The sequence below is a fragment of the Kordiimonas lacus genome (assembly GCF_001550055.1).
GTDB lineage: Bacteria > Pseudomonadota > Alphaproteobacteria > Sphingomonadales > Kordiimonadaceae > Kordiimonas > Kordiimonas lacus.
Genome location: NZ_LRUA01000007.1, coordinates 365,626 through 391,982 on the forward strand (window position 1 = coordinate 365,626; position 26,357 = coordinate 391,982).

General features: G+C 51.4%; 17 protein-coding genes. 13 read left to right on the forward strand and 4 right to left on the reverse strand.

The genetic code is table 11. The annotated features are described in order from the left end of the window. Positions 1–81 precede the first annotated feature (81 nt). The 3 genes from KORLAC_RS14670 to KORLAC_RS14680 all read left to right on the forward strand — a co-directional run bounded on the left by KORLAC_RS14670 (position 82) and on the right by KORLAC_RS14680 (position 4,616). Positions 82–2,217: a molybdopterin-dependent oxidoreductase gene (locus KORLAC_RS14670; RefSeq protein ID WP_068307739.1), complete on the forward strand. Its 2,136-nt coding sequence runs from the start codon at positions 82–84 to the stop codon at positions 2,215–2,217. Positions 2,218–2,408: 191 nt separating this feature from the next. Further along, on the forward strand, positions 2,409–3,803 hold the full coding sequence (locus KORLAC_RS14675; RefSeq protein WP_068307741.1) for a beta-1,3-glucanase family protein: 1,395 nt from the start codon (positions 2,409–2,411) through the stop codon (positions 3,801–3,803). Positions 3,804–3,971: 168 nt separating this feature from the next. After that, entirely contained in the window at positions 3,972–4,616 is a 645-nt protein-coding gene (locus KORLAC_RS14680; RefSeq protein WP_139167626.1) for a hypothetical protein, read from the forward strand. A gap of 84 nt (positions 4,617–4,700) precedes the next feature. Here the strand turns inward: KORLAC_RS14680 and katG are convergent, their stop codons facing one another. Next, the gene (gene katG, locus KORLAC_RS14685; protein ID WP_068307745.1) at positions 4,701–6,938 is read right to left on the reverse strand and encodes a catalase/peroxidase HPI; all 2,238 of its coding nucleotides are present in this window, start codon (positions 6,936–6,938) and stop codon (positions 4,701–4,703) included. A gap of 339 nt (positions 6,939–7,277) precedes the next feature. Between katG and KORLAC_RS14690 the strand changes: the two genes are divergently transcribed. Next, positions 7,278–7,880 (forward strand): DUF2238 domain-containing protein, encoded by a 603-nt coding sequence (locus tag KORLAC_RS14690; protein ID WP_068307840.1) that lies wholly within the window; start codon positions 7,278–7,280, stop codon positions 7,878–7,880. A gap of 6 nt (positions 7,881–7,886) precedes the next feature. Here KORLAC_RS14690 and KORLAC_RS14695 read toward each other — a convergent pair whose 3' ends face one another. After that, positions 7,887–8,243: a YigZ family protein gene (locus tag KORLAC_RS14695; protein ID WP_068307747.1), complete on the reverse strand. Its 357-nt coding sequence runs from the start codon at positions 8,241–8,243 to the stop codon at positions 7,887–7,889. A gap of 53 nt (positions 8,244–8,296) precedes the next feature. Continuing rightward, complete coding sequence (locus tag KORLAC_RS14700) at positions 8,297–9,028, reverse strand: sterol desaturase family protein (RefSeq protein WP_068307749.1); 732 nt, start codon at positions 9,026–9,028, stop codon at positions 8,297–8,299. A 691-nt stretch (positions 9,029–9,719) separates the two neighbouring features. On the opposite strand from KORLAC_RS14700, the gene KORLAC_RS14705 reads away from it, so the two are divergent. From KORLAC_RS14705 to KORLAC_RS14755, 9 genes are all read left to right on the forward strand, one after another. Beyond that, a complete protein-coding gene (locus tag KORLAC_RS14705; protein WP_068307752.1) occupies positions 9,720–10,118 on the forward strand; it encodes a hypothetical protein in 399 nt (132 codons plus the stop codon). Positions 10,119–10,744: 626 nt separating this feature from the next. Further along, entirely contained in the window at positions 10,745–12,481 is a 1,737-nt protein-coding gene (locus KORLAC_RS14720) for a type IV secretion system DNA-binding domain-containing protein (RefSeq protein WP_068307758.1), read from the forward strand. Next, positions 12,481–13,620: a MobF family relaxase gene (gene mobF, locus KORLAC_RS14725; protein WP_068307760.1), complete on the forward strand. Its 1,140-nt coding sequence runs from the start codon at positions 12,481–12,483 to the stop codon at positions 13,618–13,620. Before KORLAC_RS14720 ends, mobF begins: the two co-directional genes overlap by 1 nt. A gap of 254 nt (positions 13,621–13,874) precedes the next feature. After that, complete coding sequence (locus tag KORLAC_RS14730; protein ID WP_068307761.1) at positions 13,875–17,141, forward strand: helicase-related protein; 3,267 nt, start codon at positions 13,875–13,877, stop codon at positions 17,139–17,141. Continuing rightward, positions 17,141–17,809 carry a DUF4391 domain-containing protein gene (locus KORLAC_RS14735; protein WP_068307763.1) on the forward strand — a complete coding sequence of 223 codons (669 nt, stop codon included), beginning with the start codon at positions 17,141–17,143 and terminating at the stop codon, positions 17,807–17,809. The genes KORLAC_RS14730 and KORLAC_RS14735 overlap by 1 nt, the downstream gene beginning before the upstream one ends. Positions 17,810–17,824: 15 nt before the next feature. After that, positions 17,825–19,645: a DUF262 domain-containing protein gene (locus tag KORLAC_RS14740; protein WP_068307765.1), complete on the forward strand. Its 1,821-nt coding sequence runs from the start codon at positions 17,825–17,827 to the stop codon at positions 19,643–19,645. Between the two features lies 1 nt (position 19,646). Then, the gene (locus KORLAC_RS14745; protein WP_068307767.1) at positions 19,647–21,611 is read left to right on the forward strand and encodes a site-specific DNA-methyltransferase; all 1,965 of its coding nucleotides are present in this window, start codon (positions 19,647–19,649) and stop codon (positions 21,609–21,611) included. 10 nt (positions 21,612–21,621) lie between these two features. Next, entirely contained in the window at positions 21,622–24,693 is a 3,072-nt protein-coding gene (locus KORLAC_RS14750; protein ID WP_068307769.1) for a type III restriction-modification system endonuclease, read from the forward strand. Further along, positions 24,693–25,178, forward strand: a complete 486-nt coding sequence (locus KORLAC_RS14755; RefSeq protein WP_068307772.1) for a hypothetical protein — start codon at positions 24,693–24,695, stop codon at positions 25,176–25,178. Before KORLAC_RS14750 ends, KORLAC_RS14755 begins: the two co-directional genes overlap by 1 nt. 26 nt (positions 25,179–25,204) lie before the next feature. On the opposite strand, the gene KORLAC_RS14760 is transcribed toward KORLAC_RS14755, so the two are convergent. Further along, positions 25,205–26,215: a tyrosine-type recombinase/integrase gene (locus KORLAC_RS14760; RefSeq protein ID WP_068307774.1), complete on the reverse strand. Its 1,011-nt coding sequence runs from the start codon at positions 26,213–26,215 to the stop codon at positions 25,205–25,207. Positions 26,216–26,357 lie beyond the last annotated feature (142 nt).

The window sequence follows — 26,357 nt, forward strand, 5'->3', positions numbered from 1 at the left end:
GCGGCCCTCCTTGTGGCCCGGCCTTGAAACCCCGGCCAATCACCATAGCTCACGCTTAAATATGAAGATTAAGACAAGACCATGTCATCCGGGGAGACAATCGTGAGCGAATTGAGGAAAACCCATTATCGGTCCTGCCACCTGTGCGAGGCCATCTGTGGCATAGCGATTGAGACTGAAGGCGACCGGATCGTCTCCATCAAGGGCGACAAGGACGACCCCTTCAGCCGCGGCCACATCTGCCCCAAAGCCACGGCAATTCAGGACCTCTATACAGACCCGGACCGGCTGACCAAGCCCATCCGCCGTGTCGGCGATGAATGGCAGGAGATCAGTTGGGACGAGGCCTTCGAGCTTGTCGCCGAAAAGATGGTCGCCATTCAGGACGTAAATGGGCCAAACAGCATCGGCTTTTTCGCAGGCAACCCCGGTGTGCACAACTATGGCACCATGACCCACGGCAGCGAGCTTCGCCGCGCCATCGGCACAGACAATCATTTTTCCGCCACGTCGCTGGATCAGCTGCCGCACATGCTGGTGGGGCACCTGATGTATGGCCACCAGTATCTTGTCCCGGTGGCGGATATCGACCACACGAATTTCATGCTGATCATTGGCGGCAATCCGCTGGCATCGAACGGCAGCATGATGACCGTGCCGGACGTGAAGAACCGGCTGAAGGGCATCCAGGACCGCGGCGGCAAATTCGTGGTGATCGACCCGCGCCGCACGGAAACGGCGGCCATCGCCGACGAGCACCATTTCATCCGCCCGGGCAGTGACGCTTTCCTTCTGATGGCCATGATCCAGACGGTGTTCGCGGAAGATCTTGTGAACCTTGGCCCGATGGCTGGCCACATTGACGGGCTTGAGGCCGTGCGCGCCGCCGCTGAGGGCTTCACGCCCGAACTGGCCGCCGAGCAGACCGGCATTTCAGCCGATGTGATCCGCGACCTGGCCCGCACCATGGCCACCACAGAGGGCGCTGCCGCCTATGGCCGCATGGGTGTTTCCACCCAGGTTTTCGGCACCCTGTGCCAGTGGGCGATCCAGGTCCTGAACATCATCACCGGCAATATGGATGTGCCCGGCGGCATCATGGTGCCGACGCCTGCGTTCGGGAACGTTACCCCCGGCACCCGGGGCGCTGGATATTTCGCCACCAAGCAAAGCCGAGTCAGCGGCCTGCCCATCTTTTCGGGGGAGTTCCCGGCCGTCGCGCTGGCGGAGGAAATCAACACACCCGGCGAAGGCCAGATCAAGGGGCTGTTCACCATTGCGGCCAACCCGGCGCTTTCCGCCCCCAATGGAGGCGAGCTGAACAAGGCGTTCGAAGGCCTTGACTTCATGGTGTCGATCGACCTGTACCTCAATGAAACTACCCGGTTTGCTGACGTGATCCTGCCGCCCACATCGCCGCTGGAGCATGACCATTATGACATCAGCTTCAACCGGCTGGCTGTCCGGAATATCACGCGCTACAACGCGCCGGTGTTCGACCCGCCCGCGGGCACAAAACACGACTGGGAGATCATGATCGGCCTCGCCGCCGCCATCGCGAAACGCAAGGGGCAGGACTATAAACCGCAGCCGGCACCGCATGTGCTTCTGGATCAGGGCATCCAATATGGCCCATACGGCAAGGCCACAGGGGCCGCGATGGAACTGACGCTTGAAAAGCTCAAGGATCACCCGCACGGCATAGACCTTGGCCCCCTTCAGCCCAGCATGCCGGAGCGCCTATCAGGTCCGGCCAAGCTGGACCTGGATTTGATGCTTGATGACCTCAAGCGCCTGATGGACAGCCGCCAGGCCTTGAAGGACGGCGAGCTTTTGCTGATCGGGCGGCGGCATGTGCGGTCCAACAACAGCTGGATGCACAACAGCACCCGCCTGATCAAAGGCCCGGCACGCTGGCACCTGATGATGCACCCGTCCGACATGGCGGCCCGCGACATCAAAGATGGCGCGCGGGTGGGTATCGCGTCCCGCGTCGGTGAAGTGGAAACGCTTGTGGTCGCCAGCGAGGATGTCATGCCCGGCGTTGTCAGCCTGCCCCACGGCTGGGGCCACCAGACCAAGGGCGTGAAGCTTGCCGTGGCGTCAGAGCAGGAAGGCGTTAACTGCAACATCCTGACCGATGACAAGCTTTTTGACCCCGTCAGCGGCAACGCCGCCCTGAACGGCGTGCCGGTCACGGTACGCCAGTGCGCGTAAGCCCCACATAGAGCGAAAAAAGCCTTCATATATTGAAACTTACGGCGTCGTCAGTGCGATTGAGACATCGTGCTGGCGCGCCTGTCGGGCCAATACAACCAACTGCAGCAGCATAAAAACGCAGGGCGCTTCCCCGCCTCGCATTTTTCGCGCAATGATTGTTTTCAGGCAATCATTAGTAGGAGGACACAATGGCCGCTCTGACTTTCACTTTCACCAACAACAGCAGTCTGCCCGCAAGCGACGTGCACATCGGCTTCGTGCCGGGCGCAGGTGCGCCGCTTGACATCACCAACACCAATACGGGGGACGCGGTCGCATCCGTCTATGCCGGCATAGGGGGCAAATCCTGGGCCGGGAACTGGTACACGCTCAAGGACCTGTCGGACGGCATCAGCATCAGCCATTTCAGCGGCCGCATCTATGTCTGCTACGGCACGGCCTGGACCCCGCAATATCAGGGCTACGAGCCCGGCCAGGCGGTGACAGACCCCAACTTCTTCCTGCGCTACGACAAGATGGAAATCACCTTCAATGGGGACCCAGCCGACGCCGCGAACCTGACCACAATCGACTATTGGGCCATCCCCATGTCGCTGACCAGCTATGGGTCGGGCGGCAAGGTCGTGCAGCAGGACAGCGGCCTCAAGGACGGCGCGACATCAGATCAGGTCTACAAGGAGCTCAAGGCCCTGACGACACCGCCAGCCTCAGGCCTGTCGGGCCCCGGCGGGGATGACGGTTCACCGCTCTCCGCTTTGGTGCCCGGCGATTTCAAGCAGTATGGCAGCGGCCCCAAGCCGGGAACGAACTTCGCCCGTGTCATTGGCCCGTCATCCTACCCTTCCGTCTACCCGACCACCGGCATTCCGGTGATGCCCTATAACCTAATGGAAGACTATCTGGTCTATCTCAGGGATACGTTCGGCCCGAAAACCAAGGCGGGCACAGTGGTGCCAAACCTGGGGGACGGCGTGATCGCCATCATCAAAGGCGAGTTCGCGGGCGTCGGCCCGAATGTGCCGGCCTCCGGCCCCCAGTCCCGCCAGAGCTACCAGTATCTGGCCACCATCGACGATGGCCTCAACATCCTGCTGAGCCAGGCAGAGGAGATCGTCAGCGGCGCTACCGTCAGATATGAGCCGGTCAAAGGCGGCCACACCATGCTGTTCAAGCGCGATGACCTCTTGAACCCCAGCGGCATCTATGGCGGCAACGCACCCTACTATTTCGATGGCGCCAGTACGCCAATGGCCCCCGCCAACAATGTCTACGGCTGGATCAGCGGTGACGTGTTCTCGGGCATCAGTATCGGCGCCGTGGGCAGTGAAACAGTCACGGCCGGCGAGATGGTCGGCGCAATGCCAAGCCAGAAATGGTTCCAACTGCCGGGCAGCCTGTTCTTCGCAGGCATGCAGACGAAAAAGCCTTACTTCAACCAGTGGGCGGCCACGCTGGCACCCCTGTCGGACGCCTATAATTTCGCCTATTCCGACCGGTTCGCCCACGTGCTGGTAAGCCTCAATCCGGCCAATGTGGCCAAGCTTGAGCTGACGCTGGAGCCAACCAAGCTGACCTACAGCTAAGCATCCTCAAGCGCATATGGGGCGATGGCGGCGCCCCATGTGTTCTGCCCCGAGGCGGTGCCTTCTGGCCCACCGCCCCGGGGCTTTATTTTATCTGCGGCCGGTGCGCGGCGAGCGAAATCGATTGCGCACCGGGGCCGGTTTCGCTTTACTGGTGCCATGCGCAGTGTGGAAAACAAGCGGGCGGTTGCGGCCGGAACAGCGGTGGTTCTTGTGGGCCTGCATCTTTCCATCATCATGGGCATCTATTTTCTGCCCACCGCAGGGCCGCGTGACCTCCTGGGCACCCGCTGGTTCTGGGACTTTTCCCTGTATCTGCAGGCCTTCTGCATCTGCCTGATGTTTCCGTTTCACACCGAACGGATCGGCGCCCTTGAGGGCTGGCGCAAGGGCCGCGCCGCCTGGCGCTTCCTCGCAGCCCTTGTGGGCGTTTCCGCGCCTATTTTCGTGATCATGACGGCGGCCTTCAACGATTGGCTGACCGTGCCGCCCCCGCGCGAGGCCATGATCCTGTTTGGCAACACCCTGTTTATCGTGTGGGTGGCCATCGATTATGCCCTGCCCCTGTTCCTGCGCTGGCTGGCGGGCGACAGGGCCCCAACCGCCAACCGCTATAGCAGGACCGCGGAGATCCTGATCCTGTCTCCGCTCATTGTTCTGGTGGCGGTGATGGCAGGCAACCTCATGCTGGGCGGCGAGCTGTATCTGGTGGTCTGGCCCTTCCTGCTGTATCTGCATCGAGGTGTTTCCTATTTTCTGGTGGCCTTCAAGCCGCGCCCCCAAGCGCCCACCGTGCAGCCTGAAAAGGCCTGACAGAAGCTGACAGTCCCCGCCCCCAAACGCGAAACGGCGACGCTGGGCGCCGCCGTTCCTTTGATTTACACGGGTGCCTGAAGCCTAGAAGCGGTCCAGGTTCATCACCTTGGTCCAGGCGCCAATAAAGTCTTCCACGAACTTCGCTTCGGACCCGTCGGTTGCGTACACTTCCGCGACCGCCCGCAGCTCGCTGTTGGAGCCGAAGATCAGGTCAACCGGCGTTGCCGACCATTTCTTCTCGCCTGACACGCGGTCGAAGCCTTCATAGATGCCGGCGGTATCCGCCTTCTTCCACTCGGTTCCCATGTCGAGGAGGCCGGTGAAGAAATCATTCGTCAGCACCCCAGGGGTATTGGTGAACACACCGTGCTTCGCACCGCCTGTGTTGGCATCCAGCGCGCGCAGGCCGCCCACCAGCACCGTCATTTCAGGCACGGAAAGCTTCAGAAGCGCGGCTTTTTCCACCAGCATTTCAGCAGGTGACCGGTCATTGCCGTCGGCAAAATAGTTGCGGAAACCGTCTGCTGTTGGCTCAAGCACGCTGAAGGAGTCCGCATCGGTCATCTCAGCCGTCGCGTCCGTGCGGCCAGGCTTAAACGGCACAGAGACCTTGTGGCCGGCCTTCGCGGCTGCGTCTTCAATCGCGGCGGCGCCGCCCAGCACGATCAGGTCAGCGAGCGAGATTTTCTTGCCACCACTGGCCTTCTTGTTGAAATCTGCCTGGATGCCCGCGAGCACACCCAGCACCCGGTCAAGCTCAGCCGGGTCGTTGGCGGCCCAGTCTTTCTGCGGCGCCAGGCGCACGCGGGCACCGTTGGCACCACCGCGCATGTCCGTGCCGCGGAAGCTGGAGGCCGACGCCCAGGCCGTGCGCACCAGATCAGCGTGGCTCAGGCCGCTCTCCAGGATCACCTTCTTCAGCTTGTCTGCGTCGCTTTTGCTCACCAGCTTGTGGTCCACCGCGGGCACCGGGTCCTGCCAGATGTAAGTCTCATCCGGCGCCCAGTCCCCCAGATAGCGGCTGGTTGGGCCCATGTCCCGGTGGGTCAGTTTGAACCAGGCGCGGGCGAAGGCTTGCTCGAACTCTTCCGGGTTCTCAAGGAAGCGTTCGGACACCTTGCGGTAGGCCGGGTCTTCCTTCAGCGCCAGGTCGGTTGTGAACATGATCGGCTTGTGGCGCTTGTCCGGGTCGTGGGCGTCCGGCACCATCTCGCTTGTGCTGTCGTCTGACGGCTCCCACTGGATCGCACCTGCCGGGCTTTTGGTCTGCACCCAGTCGAACATGAACAGATTCTGCAGGTAATTGTGCGTCCATTCAGCCGGGCTCACCGTCCAGGCGCCTTCAAGGCCGCTGGTGATGGTGTCGGCGCCCTTGCCGCTGCCGTATTTGTTCTTCCAGCCGAGGCCCTGTTCTTCAAGGCTCGCACCCTCAGGTTCCGCGCCCAGGTTCGAGCCCTTCGAGGCACCGTGCGCCTTACCGAAGGTGTGACCACCGGCGATCAGCGCCACGGTTTCCTCGTCATTCATGGCCATCCGGCCGAAGGTGTCGCGGATTTCCTGCGCCGCCAGAAGCGGGTCCGGCACGCCGTTCGGGCCTTCCGGGTTCACATAGATCAGGCCCATGCGCGCGGCGGACAAAGAGCCCGTCAGCTTGCCGTCCTTGTGGCGGCTTTCGGCGCGGCCCAGCCATTCGCCTTCAGGGCCCCAGTTGACCTCTTCGGGCATCCAGGCGTCTTCCCGGCCAAAAGCAAAGCCCGCGGTCTTGAAGCCCATATGCTCCATGCCGATAGTGCCCGCCAGCACGATCAGGTCAGACCAGCTGATCTTGTTGCCGTATTTCTGTTTGATCGGCCACAGAAGGCGCTGGGCCTTGTCGAGGTTCGTGTTGTCCGGCCAGCTGTTGAGCGGCGCAAAGCGGTGCATGCCGCCGTCGGCACCGCCGCGACCGTCGATCATCCGGTAAGTACCGGCCGAGTGCCAGGACAGGCGGATGAAGAAGGGGCCATAATGGCCATAGTCAGCCGGCCACCAGTCCTGCGACGTGGTCATCAGCTTTTCCATGTCTGCGCGCAGCTCATCCAGGTCCACATCCTTGAAGGCTTCCGCGTAATTGAAATCCGCCCCCAATGGGTTGGCGTCCGGCAGGTTCAGCCGAAGCGGCTCCAGGTTCAGGCGGTTTGGCCACCAATAGTCATTCGTTGGGGCGCTTTGCATGTGTGTCTCCATGGGCTCATGGTGTTCTGCCGCGGCTTGCGGCGCTGTGGCGAGGGCGGTTCCCATCGCCAGGATAACAATCATTGGTAGTTTTCTCTTCAGCATATCCTACCTCCTTCAAGTTGGTGCCGGGCGAGAAGTGATGCCCCTTAAACTGACAAATACTTGTTGGAGAGTGTGGACCTGTGGCGTCCGCTCGCTTCTTTGCATTGTGGCGACGGTGACGTTCCTCGCGCAGGCCTGCGCTCCCTTTATGGTAGATCGGAGAATACGCCCATTTTGAGACCAAAAGGAAATTGGAAGTCCAGATTCCAGCAATCGCTAAAATCGATTATTAATAAATCTAGAAATCGAATGATAAAATTATAGCGTGGCATCTTTTGCATTGGCGCTCTCCGCAGTCTAGGCTGCCGGTGAGACAAACAGATCAAGGCCGGGTATATGATGAAATCGCTGTGGCTGCTGCTGTTCATCGGCACGCTGGTGTGGTCGGGCATTGGCCCGAAAGACCAGTTTACCTGGCTACTGGAGGTAGCCCCTGCGATTATCGGCCTCTTGCTTATTGCGGCGACTTACAAGTCGTTCCGCCTTACACCCCTTCTGTATTGGCTAATTCTGGTACATGCCATCGTACTGATGGTGGGTGGCCATTATACCTATGCCGAGGTGCCTTTCTTTGACGGCCTATTTGGTGCCGAGCGCAACAATTACGACAAGGTTGGGCATTTCTTTCAAGGGTTTGTCCCTGCCCTTCTGGCCCGCGAAATATTCATTCGCAAGGATGTTGTGAACGGTAAAGCCTGGCGTACGCTTTTCATCCTTTCAGTCTGCCTGGCCTTCAGTGCCTTTTATGAGTTGATCGAATGGGGCGTTGCCGAAGCAACCGGCGAAGGCGCAGATGCTTTCCTTGGCACGCAGGGGTATGCCTGGGATACCCAGTCAGACATGCTTCTGGCCCTGATTGGCGCCATCAGTTGCCTCCTTGCTCTTTCAAGACTGCATGACCGGCAACTTGATACTCTGCTGGTGGAAAGGCTCAAGCGCTAGCCCTCGTCAGCCCAGGTCGGCGTGATCCAGATAATAGCGCACGCTGTCCTGCACGTGGCGAAAGCGGTCGCCGCCCAGATGCTTGCCACCATACCAGCGGGTGACCACCACGATATGATACATCAGGCCTTCGCGCTCCAGCATCTGCGCCATAAGCATGCCCGCGCCCGTCTCGCCGTCGTCATTCTTGATCGGGCCTTCGGGCGTCATGAAGGCCCAGGTGTTGTGCGTGGCCTTGGCGAATTTCTTCTTGCGGCATAGCTGCTTGATAAAGGCCTTGGCCTCGTCCGGGCTGGCACACGGCCCGCCCGACACCGCATATTTGGACCCCCGGTCCGATATGATGCCGTCAAAGATTTGCATGAGCGTGGGTATAGGGTGTGGTGGCGGAGAGGTCAAACAGGACAGGCAAAGCCCTAGTCATCATAGACATCTTTAAAGGCCAGCATTTTCCAAATTCTTCGCTCGTTCTCCCTCGGGAATCCACATCTATCTGCAAACTCTGTCGCGTCCTTGTAGGTCCCGAACAGTCGGTCCCAGATTGGAATGTCGCCGAAATTATGGGTGTGATGGTCAAGTTGATGATGGATTGAATGCAGCTCTGGCGTTTGCACGAAATAGCGCAGCCATTTCGGCGTTTTCACGTTGGCATGATAGAAATATTCTCCCGTCGCAGCGAAAAAATTATACCAGAACGTGCCAAGGAGCGAACACCCCAAAACCGGAAACAGGATGAAGGCGGTAATGAAAGACCCGACAAGGATTTCAAGCGGATGCTTGTAGAAAGAGGTCAAAATCTCGATACGCGATGCAGAATGGTGAATTTGGTGAAAAATGATCCACCAGCCACCTTTATGGCGCAACCGGTGCCACCAGTAGAAAACAAACGTACCAACAAACCAGCCGATAAAACCCTGCAGGACCGGAGAACCCACCGCCGACAAGTCCAACAGCGAACCACCGCCGAAAACATCGATCCATAGTTTTCCAGTTGCAAGCGTGATCCCTAGTTGCGCGAAGTTGAGGGACAGTGATCGCAGATACCACCCCTTCGAGTGTGGTAGCCGCCGTCCAGGCCGCACTCTTTCCCAGATCAGGAAAAACCCGGTTGAGATAATTGTTAAGATAGTTGCCAGTGTTATCGTCACGCAGGGTGCCTCCCATATTTTCAACCACCTTGGTCGGTCTCGTAGATATGAGAGTTACACCGGCCTGCTTGAACCTATTAAAATGTTAGGTATGGGGTTGAGCACTTGTCGCAGGGGCAGATCCAGCCAGGGCGAAGCCTAATCCTGCGCTAAAAAATTTAAGGCCCTGTCCCGTTGGGGACAGAGCCTTGAAATTTGGTAGCCGAGGAGGGACTTGAACCCCCGACACGCGGATTATGATTCCAATAGATACCCCGCAAGAAACCAAGAAAAATTGAAAAATAATTATTTAATTACAGATATTTAATATCTCTTCAGCACACATTATTTCTCATGGGAACCCAACTTATCATCAACCTTGGTGTGCCACAATTGTGCCACGAGACGAAGCAGTACTGATTCGAAAAAATTACACTTGCCGCTCATTCAATTGGGCCAATCCCCAGTGGCAGTTCAACAAAAAATCACCAATCACATAAAAAATCTTATAGTTGTATTTTATGAACATCCACAATCGCGGGTATGCTTTTTTTTGCGAGTTATAGAGTGAATTCGCAAAAAACATTTATCACTTTCTTTTCATGCACTTACATAGATTTATAGAACAACTTGACAACGGAAAAGTCTCCCCCTCTCCTATCCCTCGCAACCTCAAAATTGCAATCAATGATACACTAAAAAGGATATCGAAATGCACCACATTGTAATCAAAGTAGAGTCGGCGGGGCGAACTTGTGAAATTGGATACTCACATTCACGGCTAGATGGCGCCGTACACATCCTACTTGTAGAACCCCTCGAGGGACGCCGCCCTTGGATCGATCTGCCTCTGGCTGGACAGCTCGAAGTCGTAGACCATATAGCTGAACAAATTCCAGCATGCGATCGAGCAAAGATGCGCATTTTTCGGGCAACAGGAAAGGACTTCGATGCAGCCAACGCCAATAGTTTCTCCGAATTCTATTATTCGAACTGTGAGGGTCACCTCGAGTTTCTTGCCGATGCAACTGCACTCTACAACCTCTACCGCGCGTTCCCACGCGTGCTCGCGCACCTGAAGATATATCGCGAAAAGGAGTTTTATTCATGAGCCCCAACAATAAACTACTCGACGTGGTCGAGCTTGCGCAGTACCTCGGACTACAGCCCAAAAGTATTTACAATCTGAGATACCGAACACCCGAGCTACTCCCCCCTGCGATCCTTATTGGCAGACGCAGACTCTTCTGGAACCGTGATAACGTCGACGCATTCCTCGACGAGCAGCAAGAAAAGACGCTCGAAAGGCAGAAAAAGACGAGGCGGACAATCAATTAACTGCCCGCCTCCCTAATCCACTAGCTAGCCGCCAGCAGATACACGCAACATCAAACTAGCGGCTAGCTTCTCCCATAACAAATCTTTTCGCCGGACAAGTCACATTGTCTGAACAAGGACCTATTGAACATTGGGGAACGCCATGCATTGCCTTTCAGTACGCATATCATCCGCCACCAATCGCAAGCTGCGCCAACTGGCCTGCGAACAGAAAACAAGCCTAAGCGACGCAGCAAGATCAGCTATCGATAGAGGCTTAGACAACCCTCCCCGACAAGAAAGCCAATTCTCCGATCTAAGTCGGAAAATTGCCCAAATAGCCGTCACCAGTCACGAAACCAGAGAACTTCTCAAAAGCTTAATTGAGGGTCTCGCGTCGTTCGCTGAGGAGAATTAGACATGAGGCGGATGCTGGCGCACTTAATGCTACTGGGACTGCTGACCATTACCGCTATGCCTTTAGTTTGGTTGAGCAACAGTCTTTTTGGCAGACAGAATGTCTTCCCACCCCTTCGGCGAGATTGGCTGGAATGTATCATCCACCTTCCCTTCCAAACCGAATATGCCAATGCGTGCAGAGAGGTTGCACTTCAAAATGGCTGGTCGAGTGCGGTTTGGTTCAGCTCCGTGGCTTTCTACATCAGCTTGGCCCTTCTCTTTCTTGCGTCGCTACTTCTCTGGAATTCATCTCAACAAAGCGAATACCAAGTTCGTGGCAGAAGACTGTTCAAAGGCAGGAAGGCTTGGCGGCAGCTGAAACATCGATTTAAAAAAATCAGTGGGAGCTCAAGCATACGGCTTTTCGGTGTCAATATTCCCACTCGTGTTCATCTTCGGCACTGGCTGCTCTTTGGTGCGGTTGGGTCCGGCAAAACTGTCTTTATTTGGTCTTACCTGAACGCATTAAAAGTCTCAGGAAAAACGGCTCGTTCACTGGTACTGGATGTAAAGGGCGACTTCATTGAGGCCCTAAAGCTTCCTAATTTAGACGGAACCCTCACCGCTCCCGCATTACTAAATCCGTGCGACAAGCGCAGTTTAGAATGGTGGATAGGGGCAGACTTAACCGGCGTGCCAGAGGCACGAGAGTTCACCAAAAAATTTCTATCTAAATCTCAATCTGAGGCTTTCTGGGCAAAAGCAACAGGCAACGTGATGTTGGCCGTAATTCGTTCGTTACAGATTGAATGCGGCAGGAATTGGAGTTGGGCCGAGCTTTCTGATCGCATCAACGCACCACCTGATCAGTTGCTTAATTGGGCGAACCAATATTATTCACCTGCCGTGAAAATCCTGGAAAGCAAGGACAACGAAACCGCGACGAGCGTCCTAATTAACTTCGCCACTGATTTCGCTGCAATTTCGGACCTTGCCGCATATTGGGACGGCCTCACTAGCACCGACAAATTTTCCATCAATAAATGGCTTAGCTTTCAGGACCGGCATCCAAACATCATCCTTGGATGGGATGCCAGCGCTGCAGAGATGTGTGCTGCATGGGCTGGGGCGTTAGTCGATCTGATTGGACTGAAAGTATCTAGCCCCAAATTTGCAACATCTCCCGGCATCAATCTGATTTTAGATGAATTTGCACAACTACCTAAAATGGACGGCATCTTGCAGGCCATTGATGTTGGCAGATCGAAGGGTGTGAGCGTACTGTTGGGAGCCCAATCATTCTCCCAGCTACGCGGAATTTATGGCCCGAGAGCCGAGAGTTTCAAGAGCATCATGGGCAACATTGTTTTCGCTCAACTTGCCCCTGGCCAAGACGCGAAGGACGCATCTGAATTCCTTGGAGACCGAGTAATTCGGGAGCGTCAGGTATCTACTTCAAAATCGAAAGGTGGGGGCTCGTCGAACATATCGTGGGTCGAGAAAACCTCCCCCCTTGTCATGCCACATGAATTCGGATCAAAAATCGGGCCGAACAAATCTGGCATCTCCGTCATTTATTCGCCAATAGGAATGGACGCATATCTATTGGATGTTCCTTATCCTACGCTAGAGCCATTCAGAGCGCCCTTCCTTGCCAAAGAACCTTCAGATCCATACAGAGCCAAGAACCACGGCACGCAACGGCAGAAGACACCTGCCTCTAATCCCTTCAAAAAGATCCTAGACGGACGCTGTTGATGGTTGCGACGATATCGGCCCGCAAAAGTATTTCCGCCGCCGCAAAATATTATGCGCATCTGAAGCAAGATGACTACTACACTGCGACGGATGAGAGCGGATACTGGCATGGTCAGGCTGCAAAGTTCTTAGACTTAACGGGCGCAGTCACTCGTGAGGCCTTTAGAGATGCCCTGAATGGGCGGAGGCCTCTGGATGGCGAACTCTTGGTTCCTTCTGGGAAGAACTCCAAAACTCACCAGCCGGGCTGGGACATTTGTTTATCCGCACCCAAAGCCGTTTCATTGGCATGGGCACTCGCCCCGGATGACAATGCAAGGCGATTGATTCACGAAGCCCACCGAAAAGCTGTACAAACCACCTGTGCCGAGATCGAGGCAAAACATGGTCTTTGTCGACGGGGAAAAGGCGGACGCAAACGAGAAAGTGTCGCCGGATTACTGTTTGCCGTTTTTGACCACAAAACAAGTCGCAGTCTATGTCCCCAACTGCACAGCCATGTGTTTACGTTCAACATGGCGCCCCGCAAAGATGCGAGCTGGGGTGCGATCCTATCGAAGCCCCTGTATCAAGCCCAGAAAGAGATAGGCGCAGCATATAGGAACCACCTCCAGCGTGAACTGGCAACATTGGGCTTACCCGTTCGCTCAAGCTCAGAAACTCTATACATCGATGGCATATCACGCGATGCCGAGGTGGCCTTCTCCGTTCGACGTCAGCAAATTTTAGATGCCATGACGCAGTATGATTATGCCAGAACGGCGACTGGCTTCGAGAAGGCTGCATTGAGGTCCAGGCAAAAGAAGCAATCTATTCCCCTGCCAATTTTGTTAAGAGCCTGGTCTGATAGAGCGGGAAAAATTGGACTGGGCCGGAATTTACTCAAGTCGCACTTTGAACAGTTGAAACGCCAAGAGCAAAAACAGGCTCGCCCTTCGCTAACCTTCAACAAGGCCGCCATTCGCGCCCTGGTTAAAGTTTCGAAGAGAATTTTGAACAGATCAGCTCTATGGGCAGAACCAAAGAAACTCGTCAACAATGCTGCGAGATCACTCGTTCAAATGATCAAGGGCCGATCTCTCCGAATGACCCTGCCTACGGACCGAGCCGCCAAAAATCGGCGCTTGAGATCAAACTAGCACGAATACAGCGCTGCACACATCCAACCGTCTGAATTTAAAGAAGAAAGAAGAAAACACCGGACTTTTGTCCGCACCAAAGGTGCATAGGGTGTGAAATAGCTTCTGCAGCTCGACCACAGTTTGCAATCCTCGCCAAATAAATCTAATAGTTGTCTATACACAATTGAAACATCATCACCGCGTTATCCGTTTTGAGGGCTATGGGCAAAGTGGCTAGTATACCCTCTAGTCCAGTGGAGAAACCCCAACATATGATTATTGACAATATCAATAATAAACTAGGCGATGAACTGAGGCAGTCGCTGAAGAATGGCGGAAAACTTAGAATTGCCGCTTCATGCTTCTCCATTTACGCCTATGAAGCCCTTAAATCCGAACTTGAGAAAATTGATAGGCTGGAGTTTATCTTCACAGCACCCACCTTCACCCCCAACCAAGCCGCAGATAAAATGCGTAAGGAGAAACGTGAGTTTTTCATCCCAAAGTTTGACCGCGAAAATAGCCTTTATGGTTCTGAATTTGAGATCAAACTCAGAAATAAACTGACCCAGCGGGCCATAGCCCGCGAATGCGCAGAATGGATCAAGCGGAAGGCCACCTTCAAATCTAACAACAGCAAGGCCTCCATGCCGCAGTTTGCATGCATTGAAGATCAAGCAGAGAAATCTGCATATATGCCACTCAATGGTTTCACCGCCGTAGATCTAGGTTATGAACAGGGTAATGCAGTATTCAACTATGTTCATAAGATTGAAGAGCCCACCCAGGCGGCGACCTACCTTCAAACCTTTGAACAGATCTGGAATGACCCCGAAAAACTTGAGGACGTTACGGAGGTCATCTGCGAGCACATTGAAAGCGTCTATCAGGAAAACTCGCCTGAACGGATATACTTCCAAATACTATACAATATCTTCAATGAGTTCCTTGATGATATTAGCGAGGACGTTCTGCCCAATGACCTGACAGGTTACCAGGATAGCCTGATTTGGAAGAAACTGTTCAATTACCAGCGTGATGCAGCCACAGGCCTTATCAACAAACTAGAGACCTATAACGGCTGCATCCTCGCGGATAGCGTGGGCCTTGGCAAAACCTTCACCGCGCTCGCTGTCATGAAATATTATGAGTTGCGCAACAAGTCTGTCCTATTGCTTTGCCCCAAAAAACTGGCTGACAACTGGCTGACTTATAACCGCAATCAGAGGAATAACATATTCTCAGGTGACCGCTTTAACTATGACGTACTCTGCCATACTGACTTGTCACGCAATAGCGGCGATTCCTTCGGCACCAATCTAGCCCTTGTTAACTGGGGTAATTATGATCTCGTAGTTATCGATGAGAGCCATAACTTCAGAAACAATGATGTCTACAAGGACAAGGAAACCCGGTACCAAAAACTGATGAATCAAGTGATCAAGGCTGGCGTTAAAACAAAGGTCTTGATGCTCTCAGCGACACCCGTGAATAACAGGTTCAATGATCTCCGAAATCAGCTAGCCCTAGCCTATGAAGGCCAACCGGACGACCTCAGTCAAAAATTAAAAACCTCAACCAGTATTGAGAATATATTCAAACGGGCCCAGGCGGCTTTCAATGAATGGTCAAATCTACCCCCTGAGCGTCGCACGGCTGAAACCATTCTGAAGGCATTAGACTTTGACTTCTTCGAACTATTGGACAGCGTTACTATTGCCCGCTCTCGCAAGCACATCGAGACCTTTTATGACACCAAAGACATCGGGAAATTCCCAGAGCGCTTGAAGCCCAAATCACATCGCTGTCCGTTGACTACACGGACTGATGTGATGGGCCTTAACGATATTGTCGGGCAGTTGTCACTATTGAAGCTCTGCGTCTATGCACCCATCAGCTACATCTTACCCAGTCGTCTCGCCAAATATGAAGAGCTCTATGACACCGAAGTCGAAGGTGGCAAAGGCAAGCTACGCCAAGCTGACCGGGAGAAAAGCCTACAAGCGTTAATGACCACCAACCTACTTAAACGCCTGGAAAGCTCGGTAGAAGCCTTCAGACTTACACTGACCGCATTGAAGGAAAATCACACGAACACCCTCGAAGCGATCGAGAGATTCAATGCGGGTGGCAGCACCATTGATATTGACGATTATACTACTGGCCTTGGCGGCCTTGAAGCAGATGATGACGACCTGGCAGGCTTGGGCGAATTCACAGTAGGAAAGAAAGTACAAATCAGCCTTGCAGACATGGACGTGAAATCATGGGAGCATGATCTAAGCGCAGACCTGACGCTCATCGACGACCTCCTACAGAGCATGCAAAAAATTGCACCTGAGGACGACGCAAAGCTGCAGCATCTCCACGCATTGATTAATGACAAGATCAGTAATCCGATCAATGCAGGCAACAAGAAGGTTATAGTTTTTACAGCCTTCGCTGATACAGCCGAATATCTCTATAAGAACCTTGCTCCAACTCTGTTGGCGGAACATAGCCTCAACTCGGCTATTTTGACCGGCAATCGCTCTACATCGAACCTTGGCAAGTTCTATGATTTTACTTCTTTGCTGACACTTTTCTCTCCCAAGTCCAAAGAAAAGCACATCCTTTTCCCAAGCGACCGGAATGAGCTGGATATCCTGATCGGCACCGACTGTATCTCAGAGGGCCAGAACCTCCAGGACTGCGACTATCTGATCAACTACGATATTCACTGGAACCCCGTACGCATCATTCAGCGATTTGGCCGCATTGACCGTATCGGGTCCCCCAACGATAAGATCCAACTGGTCAACTACTGGCCTGACATTACCCTGGATGACTATATCAACCTGAAGGAACGGGTTGAAAACCGTATGGTGATTGCTGATGTGACCGCGACAGGTGACGACAACGTATTGACCGCGAAAAGCAGTGAGATTGCCTACCGAAAGGATCAGTTGCGCCGTCTCCAGGATGAGGTAATCGAGCTCGAAGATGTAAAAACAGGCGTATCAATAACAGACCTAGGCCTGAATGATTTCCGCATGGACCTTTTGAATTATGTCAAAGAGAATGGCGACCTCTGTGACATGCCCAAGGGCATGCATGCCGTGGTTCCTGTGAACGAAGACAAGGGGTTGTCAGAAGGCGCGATTTTCGCCCTGCGTAACATTAATCATGAGGTTAACGTCAACCAACAAAACAGGCTGCACCCATACTATCTGATCTATATCAGCAAGGAAGGTCAGGTAATTGCTGATCATACTGAGGTTAAACGGCTGCTTGACCTGATCCGCACCAGCTGCAAGGGCAAATCAGAACCCATCAAACAAATCTGCAAAGTATTCAATGACCGCACCGATGATGGGCGCGATATGCAGAAATATTCCGACCTATTGACCCAATCCATCCAATCGATGATTGACGTCAAAGACGAAAGGGACATTGACAGCCTGTTTAGCGGCGGCAAAACAACTGCACTAATCAACACCATTGCTGGCCTTGATGATTTTGAGCTGATTGCCTTTATCGTTGTACAGGGGGATGAATAATGTCCCCGTTTTTTTGCTACCCTAACAGCACCAAGTATGGCCGTGTTGTCCCCAAATCCAAGATTTATGAATATTCCAAAGCCTCAACCCGATTGAAAGACCTCTTTATTGAGCAAGTGGACAAGATAACCTGGGCATATAAGCTGGCCCCCGAGACTATCAATGTCAGAGCCACAAAGTCCGTTCCGGAAATTCAGATTTTTGAAATCAGGCTCAAGTCCCAAACACTGCACCAAGATATCCTGAGGGCAATTGATAAGGCCATACCCTTCCCTCTGATTTTTGAACTGGTTTACGGTGACAAGCGGAAGGTGGTTGCTACATACAAGCGCCCGAATGAAGCCGACAAGACAAAATGGGTAATCAGTGATCACTTGGAGGTTCCATGGCAATCAGCTCCTGCCGAACGCGCAAGCCTGCCAACCGCCCTTGACCTGAAAGCGCTGTATGAAAAATTGCTGGCGCCATTGCTACCAATGGAAATCGCTACTGAAGCTCCAATGCAGGCACGCATCGACAGGCTGGAAGAGATTAAGGCACAACGCCGTGAAGTTGAAAGAATTGAGGCCAAATTGCAGAAAGAGAAGCAATTTAAGAAGAAGGTCGTTATCAACAGAGAGCTTCGCGAGGCAAAACAAAAATTAGCTGATATTGTATCTGAGAATTGAGGGCTGGGGGATAAAATGGATATCAAGGCAGATGTTAGAAGCATTGGGAAACTGAAGGAATTTTCGTTTCTGGTTCCAGACTATCAACGCGAGTACGTCTGGAAAGTCGAAGATCAAGTAGAGCAATTCCTGACCGATATTGACAATGAATTTGATGAAACCAGCTCCAATCAGCAAAGTTATTTCATTGGGTCCGTCATCCTTGTTGAAAATAACGGGAAATTTGATGTCATTGATGGTCAACAAAGGCTGACAACCATCGTAATTGCCCTATGCGCATTCCGCGATGTGTTCCGATCAATTGAACGAGGTCCTAAACAAGAGGACTATTTCAAGACCATACAGGAATGGCTGTATGCATTTGATATGGAAACGGACAGCGCCCAGTTCAGGTTGGAGCTGCAATATGAGGATAGCAAAGGCTTTCTGGAGAGCTTGATTTTAGACAAAACTTACGAGGATGAGGAAACCACCTCCATCATAAAAATGCGCCAAGCGTTTGAGAGAATTAGGCGGCATATTGAGGGCCACCTTTTAACCGGCCTGGATAATCTCACTGCCTTTGTTCGCTACTTTCTGACTAAGATTGAACTCGTGGTCATAAAGTCTGAAAATCTCAGCAGTGCACTAAAGATTTTTGAGACAATCAATCAGCGCGGCGCAGGCTTGAATGCTATGGACTTGGTGAAAAACCTGTTGTTCTGCCAGGCCAATGAAAGTGATTTTGAGAAAATAAAAACAAAATGGAAAACGATCACATCCAATCTGCAGGCTTGTGGTGAAGGTGAAAGTCCTTTGCGTTTTCTGCGTTACTTCATGATGGCCCGCTACCATAACGGTATTTTGCGTGAGGATGAGATATATAAGTGGGTTATCTCTGCTGCGGGCAAGAAGGTTTTGAACTATGAGGAAAAACCTCTCCAATTAGCGGCTGAGTTTGAAAAAATCTCCAAACGGTATTCAGACCTTGTTAAAGCTACTACCTTGAAGGCCGACGGTGGAGATTACCCTGCTGTGACAAGAATTGGCCTGATGAACAAGCTCATGTCCAGACAGCACCTTATTTTATTGCTGGCGCTTCCGCTGACAGCTACTGCCGCGCAAATTGACTATCTGGCTGAGCAATTGGAAAGCTTTTTCTTTTTTAATAACACGCTTGGAATACAGGCAAAAAATAATGAGCGTGAGTTTACCAGTTGGGCGTCTAAGTTCCGCAAAGTCAGCGATCAGGATGCTTTAACCGATACCGTGGATACTACGATTGGTCAGTATCTTGGTGAAAAAGTTCGAGCCTTTAAACAGGTTTTCCTCAATATCTCGCATTGGCATTATAACCCACAGTACAGGCAAAGATATATCTTGGGTCAGATTGAAAATACAATGAGACGAATAGCCGGCTTCCCGCAAAAAGGGCTGAGTTTTTTCGATACCCTCCAAATTGAACATGTTCTCCCGCAAACCCCAAAAAATGGAATTATTCCTGACGAATTTGCCGATATGGATGAGTATGAGAACGCGCTTTACAAGCTGGGGAACGTTACCTTGCTTGAGGGGCCAATCAATCAAGCCGTGAACCATTTCAATGACCTCTCAAACGACTGGTTCCAGAAGAAGCAGTCTGAGTATTGCAAGTCAGATGTCATGGCTACAGCTTTGTTGAATGATAGCTATTCCATCGGTAAAAACACCCAATTCAATGCGTTTAAGGAAAAGTTTGAATACTGCTTCAAGGCATGGGGGCTGGCCGCCATTGAAAAGCGGCAGGCTATAATGATGGATCTCGCGTTTGAGACATGGCGCATCAACGGCAAACGCATTGATGGACAGGCAGAGTAATATGGAAAAGATGAAAATGCACACGCCCAACCTGACTGACGAGAATATTCTGAAAATAAAGGAATTGTTTCCGTCAGTGGTAACAGAAGCGAGAGATGAAGACGGCAATCTCAAGTTAGCAGTGGATTTTGACCAACTGAGGCAAGAGCTTTCAGACCATATCGTTGAAGGACCACAAGAGCGCTTTACTTTTAATTGGCCGGGAAAGAAACAAGCTTTAATGGCTGCAAATGCCCCTATCGCAAAGACCCTCCGCCCCATTGAAAAAGAGAGTGTAAATTTTGATGTGACCAAAAATCTCTTTATCGAAGGAGACAATCTTGAAGCACTAAAACTGCTTCAAGAGACTTATCTTGGCAAAGTCAAAATGATCTATATTGATCCACCCTATAATACCGGGAACGACTTCATCTATGATGATGATTTCGTTGATGATTTTGATGGTTACATGTTGGATTCCAATCAAATTGATGAGGATGGCAATAGGCTCCTTGCAAACACAGAGAATAATGGGCGTTTCCACTCTGACTGGCTATCGATGATGTATTCCAGGCTAAAGTTGGCTAGAAATCTACTTAGGGAAGATGGGGTTATATTCATCTCCATCAGTGACGACGAACAAGCAAACCTCAAAAAATTATGTGACGATATTTTTGGGCCCGGAAACTTCTTAGGCTGTGCATGTCGTGTATCAAAAAAGGCAAATAATAAAGGAGACTTTTGGTCACCTAACTTTGACTACATTTTAACATACGCAAAGTCTAAAGCTGATTGCGAGGTATTTTTAGGGGGCATTAACACGGCGGCGTATGACCAGTCAGACGTTGATGGTCCACGGGCGGGAGAAAAGTATCAGTTGGTTCGACTGTATATGTCTAGCTTAGACTCCAGACCAAATCAGCGATACTTTATCGAAGCTCCTGATGGCACATTGCTAATCCCGCCAGGAAACGTTTTTCCCGCAAACAAAGCAGATGGCGCTCATGTTGTACCTGAGTCAAACGATGACAAGGTATGGCGATGGAGCAAAGACTCTTATGTTTCAAAAAGGGATGAAATCGTAGTTAAAGAGGTGCGCTCATCAAACCTAGTGGATGAAAATGGCCAGCCAGTAAAGTGGAATGTTTACACGAAAACATATCTAAATGATGTTATCGCCAAATCCTCAGCAAAACCTAACAGCTTGGTTGAAGACCACATTAACCAAAAAAGTTCCCATGAATTAAATTCATTGGAAATTCCATTCTCTTTTGCAAAGCCTTCCTCTCTCATCGAGTTCCTTTGTGAAATTTGTCGGGTCAAGAATGATGATTTGGTAATGGACTTTTTTGCAGGATCAGGAACAACTGGTCATGCAGTAATGAAATTTAACGAAAACAATAATCAAAGCGCTCGTTATATTGTCGTCCAATTACCTGAAGAGCTTGATTTTGATAACAAAAGCCAAAAAGCTGGGTATTCCTTTTGCAAAAAAATGGGGTTTCCTACAAATATTTCCTCGATAACCAAGGAAAGATTACGTAGATCAGGGAAGACCATTAAAGCATCACATGTCGATACTGGTTTCCGCGTATTAAAAGTTGATACGTCCAATATGGCGGATGTCTTTTATCGTCCTGATGAGATCAAACAAGGTGACCTGCTCGCTTCAGTAAGCAACATCAAGGAAGGACGTGACAACGCTGAAGATCTGCTTTTCCAGGTACTGCTGGACTGGGGTGTTGATTTGACCCTGCCCATTGAACGAAAAAGCATCCAGGGTAAGGATGTTTACTTCGTTGACCAGAATGCACTGGTCGCTTGTTTTGAAATCGGCGTGACCGAAGAACTTGTCAAAGAAATAGCCAGCCATTCCCCACTGCGCGTTGTGTTTAAGGACAATGGGTTTGTGTCAGATGCAGTGAAGATAAACGTGGATCAGGTTTTCCGCCAGCTTTCCCCGTCAACCGAAGTGAAATCCATTTAGGGGATGAGCCATGAAAATTAAGTTCAAGGTTCAGCCATACCAGACAGACGCTGTTGAAAGTGTTGTGGACTGTTTTTCGGGCCAACTTTTCAACGACAATATCAGCTATATGATCGACCCTGGGAGTGAAAAAGGCAAACTCGCACTAGAGGAAGGGTTTAAAAACACTGACCTGCAACTGACGCATGCGCAACTTCTGGATAACATTCGCGAGGTTCAGCGCCGTCAGAACATACCCCTCTCTGAAGGGCTAAATACTTACTGGGACGCAGAAAAAAACAAGGCAACGCCAAAAGGCTATATTGCAGGCTGCGATGTCAATCTTGACGTGGAGATGGAGACCGGCACAGGTAAAACCTACTGCTATATCAAAACCATTTTTGAGATGAACAAACGCTATGGCTGGTCAAAGTTCATTATCATGGTGCCAAGTATAGCCATCCGCGAGGGCGTCTATAAATCGCTGCAAATGACTGCCGAGCATTTTACCGAAGGCTACGGCAAAAAGGCACGCTTCTTTATCTACAACTCCAAACGTTTGCATGAACTAGAGAGCTTCTCTAGTGACGCAAGTATCAACGTGATGGTAATCAATATTCAAGCCTTCAATGCGAGCGGTGCTGATAATCGCCGTATTTATGACAAGCTTGATGATTTCCAAAGCCGCCGTCCTATTGATGTCATCAGAGCCAATCGTCCAATTCTGATTTTGGATGAGCCGCAGAAAATGCAGGGTAATGCAACGCAAAAAGCGCTGCCAGAATTTAACCCGCTTTTCATCCTGCGCTATTCCGCCACTCACAAAGTGGTTCATAACCGCATTCATCGCCTTGATGCGCTTGATGCCTATAATCAGAAGTTGGTGAAAAAAATTGCCGTGCGCGGCATTCAGATACGCGGCTTGGCAGGGACGAATGCATATCTCTATCTGGAATCCATTGAAATATCCAAGCAGGCGCCAAAGGCCCGACTGGAAATGGAGGTGAGGCTGGCAAGCGGTGAGATCAAACGCCAGGTGAGATCATTCACGGTAGACACCAACCTCTATGATGAATCAAACGGACTGGATCAGTACCGGGGCTTTACAATTTCCCAGATCGATTACAACAAGGATGCTGTTGAGTTTACCAATGGCGTCACCCTTACTGCTGGTGAAGCGACGGGCGATGTGAACGAAGACCATATTCGCCGCATTCAAATCCGTGAAACCATCAAGGCCCACCTGGAAAAGGAAAAGCAGCTCTTTGCCCAGGGCATTAAGGTTCTGTCCCTCTTCTTTATTGATGAAGTTGCCAAATACCGGGACTATGACCAACCGGATGACAAGGGCGAGTATGCCCGTGTCTTTGAGCAGGAATATGAAGCCCTTCGGGATGAATATCTGTCTGAGTTGGCAATCGATAATGAAGACTACCGGAAACATCTTGCTGGTATAGACACAGGCAAGACTCACAATGGTTACTTCGCAATCGACAAGAAAACCAACCGCATGACCAACCCCAAAACTGGGGCACGGTCTGTGGATTCTGATGACGTTGATGCCTATGACTTGATCCTGAAGGATAAGGAGCGGCTGCTTTCCTTTGCGGAGCCTACCCGCTTTATCTTCTCCCACTCTGCACTGCGTGAAGGCTGGGACAACCCAAATGTCTTTGTCATGTGCATGCTCAAACACAGCGACAATACCATTTCTCGCCGTCAGGAAGTTGGCCGTGGCCTGCGCATTTCTGTAGACTGCAACGGTGACCGCATGGATCACCCGGCAACAGTTCATGAGATTAACGAGCTGACGGTTGTGGCCAGCGAAAGCTATCAGGATTTTGTGAAGAACCTGCAAAGTGAAATCAGTGATGCCGTTGCCTCAAGACCTAAAAAGGCTGACGAGCAATTCTTCCTTGGCAAGTTCATGGATACTGAGGCTGGCAAGGTCAAAATTGACGAACGGCTGGCACGTCAAATTTACCGCTATCTACTCAAGAACGATTATATCGACGATGATGATCAGATTAGCGCAATCTATATAGACGCCAAAGCGAATGACACCCTGGAAGCTCTTCCCGATGATCTCGCGCCCTTTGCAGCAGAAATTATTGACCTGATCGATAGCGTCTATAGTGAGGCCGCTCTGCCGAAGATTGACGATGGCCGCAAGCCAAAGACCAATCCGCTCAATAGCAATTTTGAGAAGAAGGAATTCCAGGAGCTATGGAACCGCATTAATCGCAAGGCGGTCTACCGTGTGGACTTCGATTCCAAGGAGCTGGTTGGCAAGTGCATCAGTGCGCTCGAAAGCGAGCTGAGGGTAACACCGCTGCAATACACTATTCACACGGGTGAGCAAAAGGGCTCCATTACCGACGAACAGCTGCGCGCGGGTGATAGCTTCAAGGTTACCAATACCAAGACTGAACAAGGCGCTTCTGTTCATTCGCAGGTGAAATATGACCTTCTTGGCAAGCTGTCTGAACAGGTACACCTGAAGCGCCAAACCATCGCAGAAATCCTGACAGGTATTCAGCCTGCTGTCTTTGGTCAGTTCAAGCAGAACCCTGAACACTTCATTGCCGAAGCCTCACGCCTGATTAACGAGCAGAAAGCCTCAATGGTGATCGAGCAGCTTCAATATGATGAAACAGCTGACAGCTACGATGTTGATATCTTTATGGCAAGCCAGTCAAAACAGGACTTCAGCAAGGCAGGCGATAAGCTAAAGCGCCACATTTATGACTACGCCATCACGGATTCTCGGCAAGAGCGCAAGTTTGTCATGGAGTTGGATACCAGCGACGAAGTCGTCGTCTACGCTAAGCTACCTAAAGGCTTCCTGATACCGACCCCTGTAGGGGATTATAACCCTGACTGGGCAATATCTTTCAAAGAAGGTAGCGTAAAACATATTTACTTCGTTGCGGAAACCAAAGGTTCTATGTCGTCCATGCAGCTCCGCGAGGTGGAGAAAAGCAAAATAAAATGCGCTCGTAAGTATTTTGATGAGATCAACAAGCGTATTGCCGATGACAATGTAAAATATGACGTAGTCACCGATTACGCGAAGCTAATGGATGTTGTGGGCGTGAGGTAATGGCAAAATCCCAGGTTCATAAGAGGCTTCGTTCATATCGCAAACAGTTAGAAAAGCTCTCGATGAGCGGAGCTCAAACCTGCGAATTAGTCGAACTACAAAGACAGATTAACGACACCGAGTTTGAGTTAATGGAAGCTATGTTCTGCTCAAGGACGCGGGGGGATTTAACATCAGTTTCCAAGTGCAACGCGAGAGCTAAAAAGCTAAAAAAATGGTATCAAAAATTTAAAGAATTCACCCCATTGTCTGAAAAGGCAGGAAAGGCTAAGGCTCAAATATTGGAAGCAATTTCAAGCGAGTTATCTGATGTGCAACATCAAATTGAAGCCATTAGCAATCGCGACAAAATCATTGCCCGACAAAAAAGTAAGCAGCTTGCAGCAAAGCAAGAAGAAACTGAAAAAATCCATCGTTTGTCAGGCTTTTATAAGCCGCCAAATTTTGTAAGCGGGGGCTCTCCAGGGCTAGGAAAGAAGCGCTGATTACTACGACACAAAACAGAGTCACCTTATAGCCTCTGGGCTAAATCTGATGCCTTCAAATGTGTGTATCGTTGAAGCATCTTAAGGTCTTTGTGGCCAGTTATTGCTGCAACCTCCATTATCCCAAAGCCCTTCTCAAAGAACCTGCTGGTCGCTTCATGTCGCAAATCATGAAAACGAAACCCATTAAACTCCGGATTCTTCTTGATGATTTGGCGCATCATCCGCGCCCAACTCAAGCGGAAACTATTCTCCGTGGTGCAGAACACTGAACCGCGCCCCTGAGCCTCTAGGCCTTTGAGTAATAACACTGCCCGCTCGGACAACGGAATCTCTCTGTCGTCACCATTTTTGGTATCGCGCAACAATGCGGTTTTGGCGGCCAAATTCACATCGCTCCATTGAAGCCCGAGAATTTCCCCTCGCCTAGCAGCGGTTTCAATTGCAAAAACAGTAATAGGGTATATCCAAGCGTTCTCGCGCTTCTGGCAATATTCAAGAAGGACGGCCTCTTCTCCCTTCCCCAAACGACGATCCCGGGCCTTTGAGTGGCCCGGCATCTTGATATCTTGGATTGGGTTGTTAAGCCCCTCATAGCCCCACTCTCGTCGCGCCATGTTGAATAGGTGGCTAATAATAGCGAGTTCTAGACGGACCGTGGATGGGCTCCTACCTTCTGACAACCGGCCATCGCGATACCGGGCAAAGTCGGAGCCCTTAAGCTTTGAAAGGCTATAGCCTGCTATCTTTTCCTGCTTCCAGCGGGCTATCCTCCTTGCCTCAGCAGGAGCCCCTTTTTTCTTAGTGGTGTATTCGGCCTCATACCGGGTCAAAGCATCCTTGAGCGAAGTTGCTTCAGCACCGGAGGTGTCGCGCCAACGGCGTGCATCCATGTCGGCTTCTACTTGTGTAGCCCAGCGATCTGCATCAATCTTTCGGTCGAAGCTCGCGGTCTGGCTTGGAAAGCCTTTTTTCCGTACCTGGACATGCCAGCTATGAGAACCGTCACCATTCACGCGCTTGCGTATCGACGCCATAGGCTCACTCCAATTCACTTTAAATCACCAAAGATCATCAAAGGTACTGTGCCCTCAGCGTGCCAAATATCGGAATCGGGGTCCACAAAAGAATGCAGCCAGAAAAGCAAAACCCAGCTAAGCCATTGACTTAACTGGGTTT

Bases quoted from the DNA above. Each gene is read 5' to 3' on its own strand.
- KORLAC_RS14720 (WP_068307758.1), top strand. From the start codon at position 10,745: ATGAGGCGGATGCTGGCGCACTTAATGCTACTGGGACTGCTGACCATT.
- KORLAC_RS14755 (WP_068307772.1), top strand. From the start codon at position 24,693: ATGGCAAAATCCCAGGTTCATAAGAGGCTTCGTTCATATCGCAAACAG.
- KORLAC_RS14740 (WP_068307765.1), top strand. From the start codon at position 17,825: ATGGATATCAAGGCAGATGTTAGAAGCATTGGGAAACTGAAGGAATTT.
- KORLAC_RS14670 (WP_068307739.1), top strand. From the start codon at position 82: ATGTCATCCGGGGAGACAATCGTGAGCGAATTGAGGAAAACCCATTAT.
- KORLAC_RS14690 (WP_068307840.1), top strand. From the start codon at position 7,278: ATGAAATCGCTGTGGCTGCTGCTGTTCATCGGCACGCTGGTGTGGTCG.
- mobF (WP_068307760.1), top strand. From the start codon at position 12,481: ATGGTTGCGACGATATCGGCCCGCAAAAGTATTTCCGCCGCCGCAAAA.
- KORLAC_RS14705 (WP_068307752.1), top strand. From the start codon at position 9,720: ATGCACCACATTGTAATCAAAGTAGAGTCGGCGGGGCGAACTTGTGAA.
- KORLAC_RS14760 (WP_068307774.1), bottom strand. From the start codon at position 26,215: ATGGCGTCGATACGCAAGCGCGTGAATGGTGACGGTTCTCATAGCTGG.
- katG (WP_068307745.1), bottom strand. From the start codon at position 6,938: ATGCTGAAGAGAAAACTACCAATGATTGTTATCCTGGCGATGGGAACC.
- KORLAC_RS14730 (WP_068307761.1), top strand. From the start codon at position 13,875: ATGATTATTGACAATATCAATAATAAACTAGGCGATGAACTGAGGCAG.
- KORLAC_RS14695 (WP_068307747.1), bottom strand. From the start codon at position 8,243: ATGCAAATCTTTGACGGCATCATATCGGACCGGGGGTCCAAATATGCG.
- KORLAC_RS14750 (WP_068307769.1), top strand. From the start codon at position 21,622: ATGAAAATTAAGTTCAAGGTTCAGCCATACCAGACAGACGCTGTTGAA.
- KORLAC_RS14675 (WP_068307741.1), top strand. From the start codon at position 2,409: ATGGCCGCTCTGACTTTCACTTTCACCAACAACAGCAGTCTGCCCGCA.
- KORLAC_RS14735 (WP_068307763.1), top strand. From the start codon at position 17,141: ATGTCCCCGTTTTTTTGCTACCCTAACAGCACCAAGTATGGCCGTGTT.
- KORLAC_RS14745 (WP_068307767.1), top strand. From the start codon at position 19,647: ATGGAAAAGATGAAAATGCACACGCCCAACCTGACTGACGAGAATATT.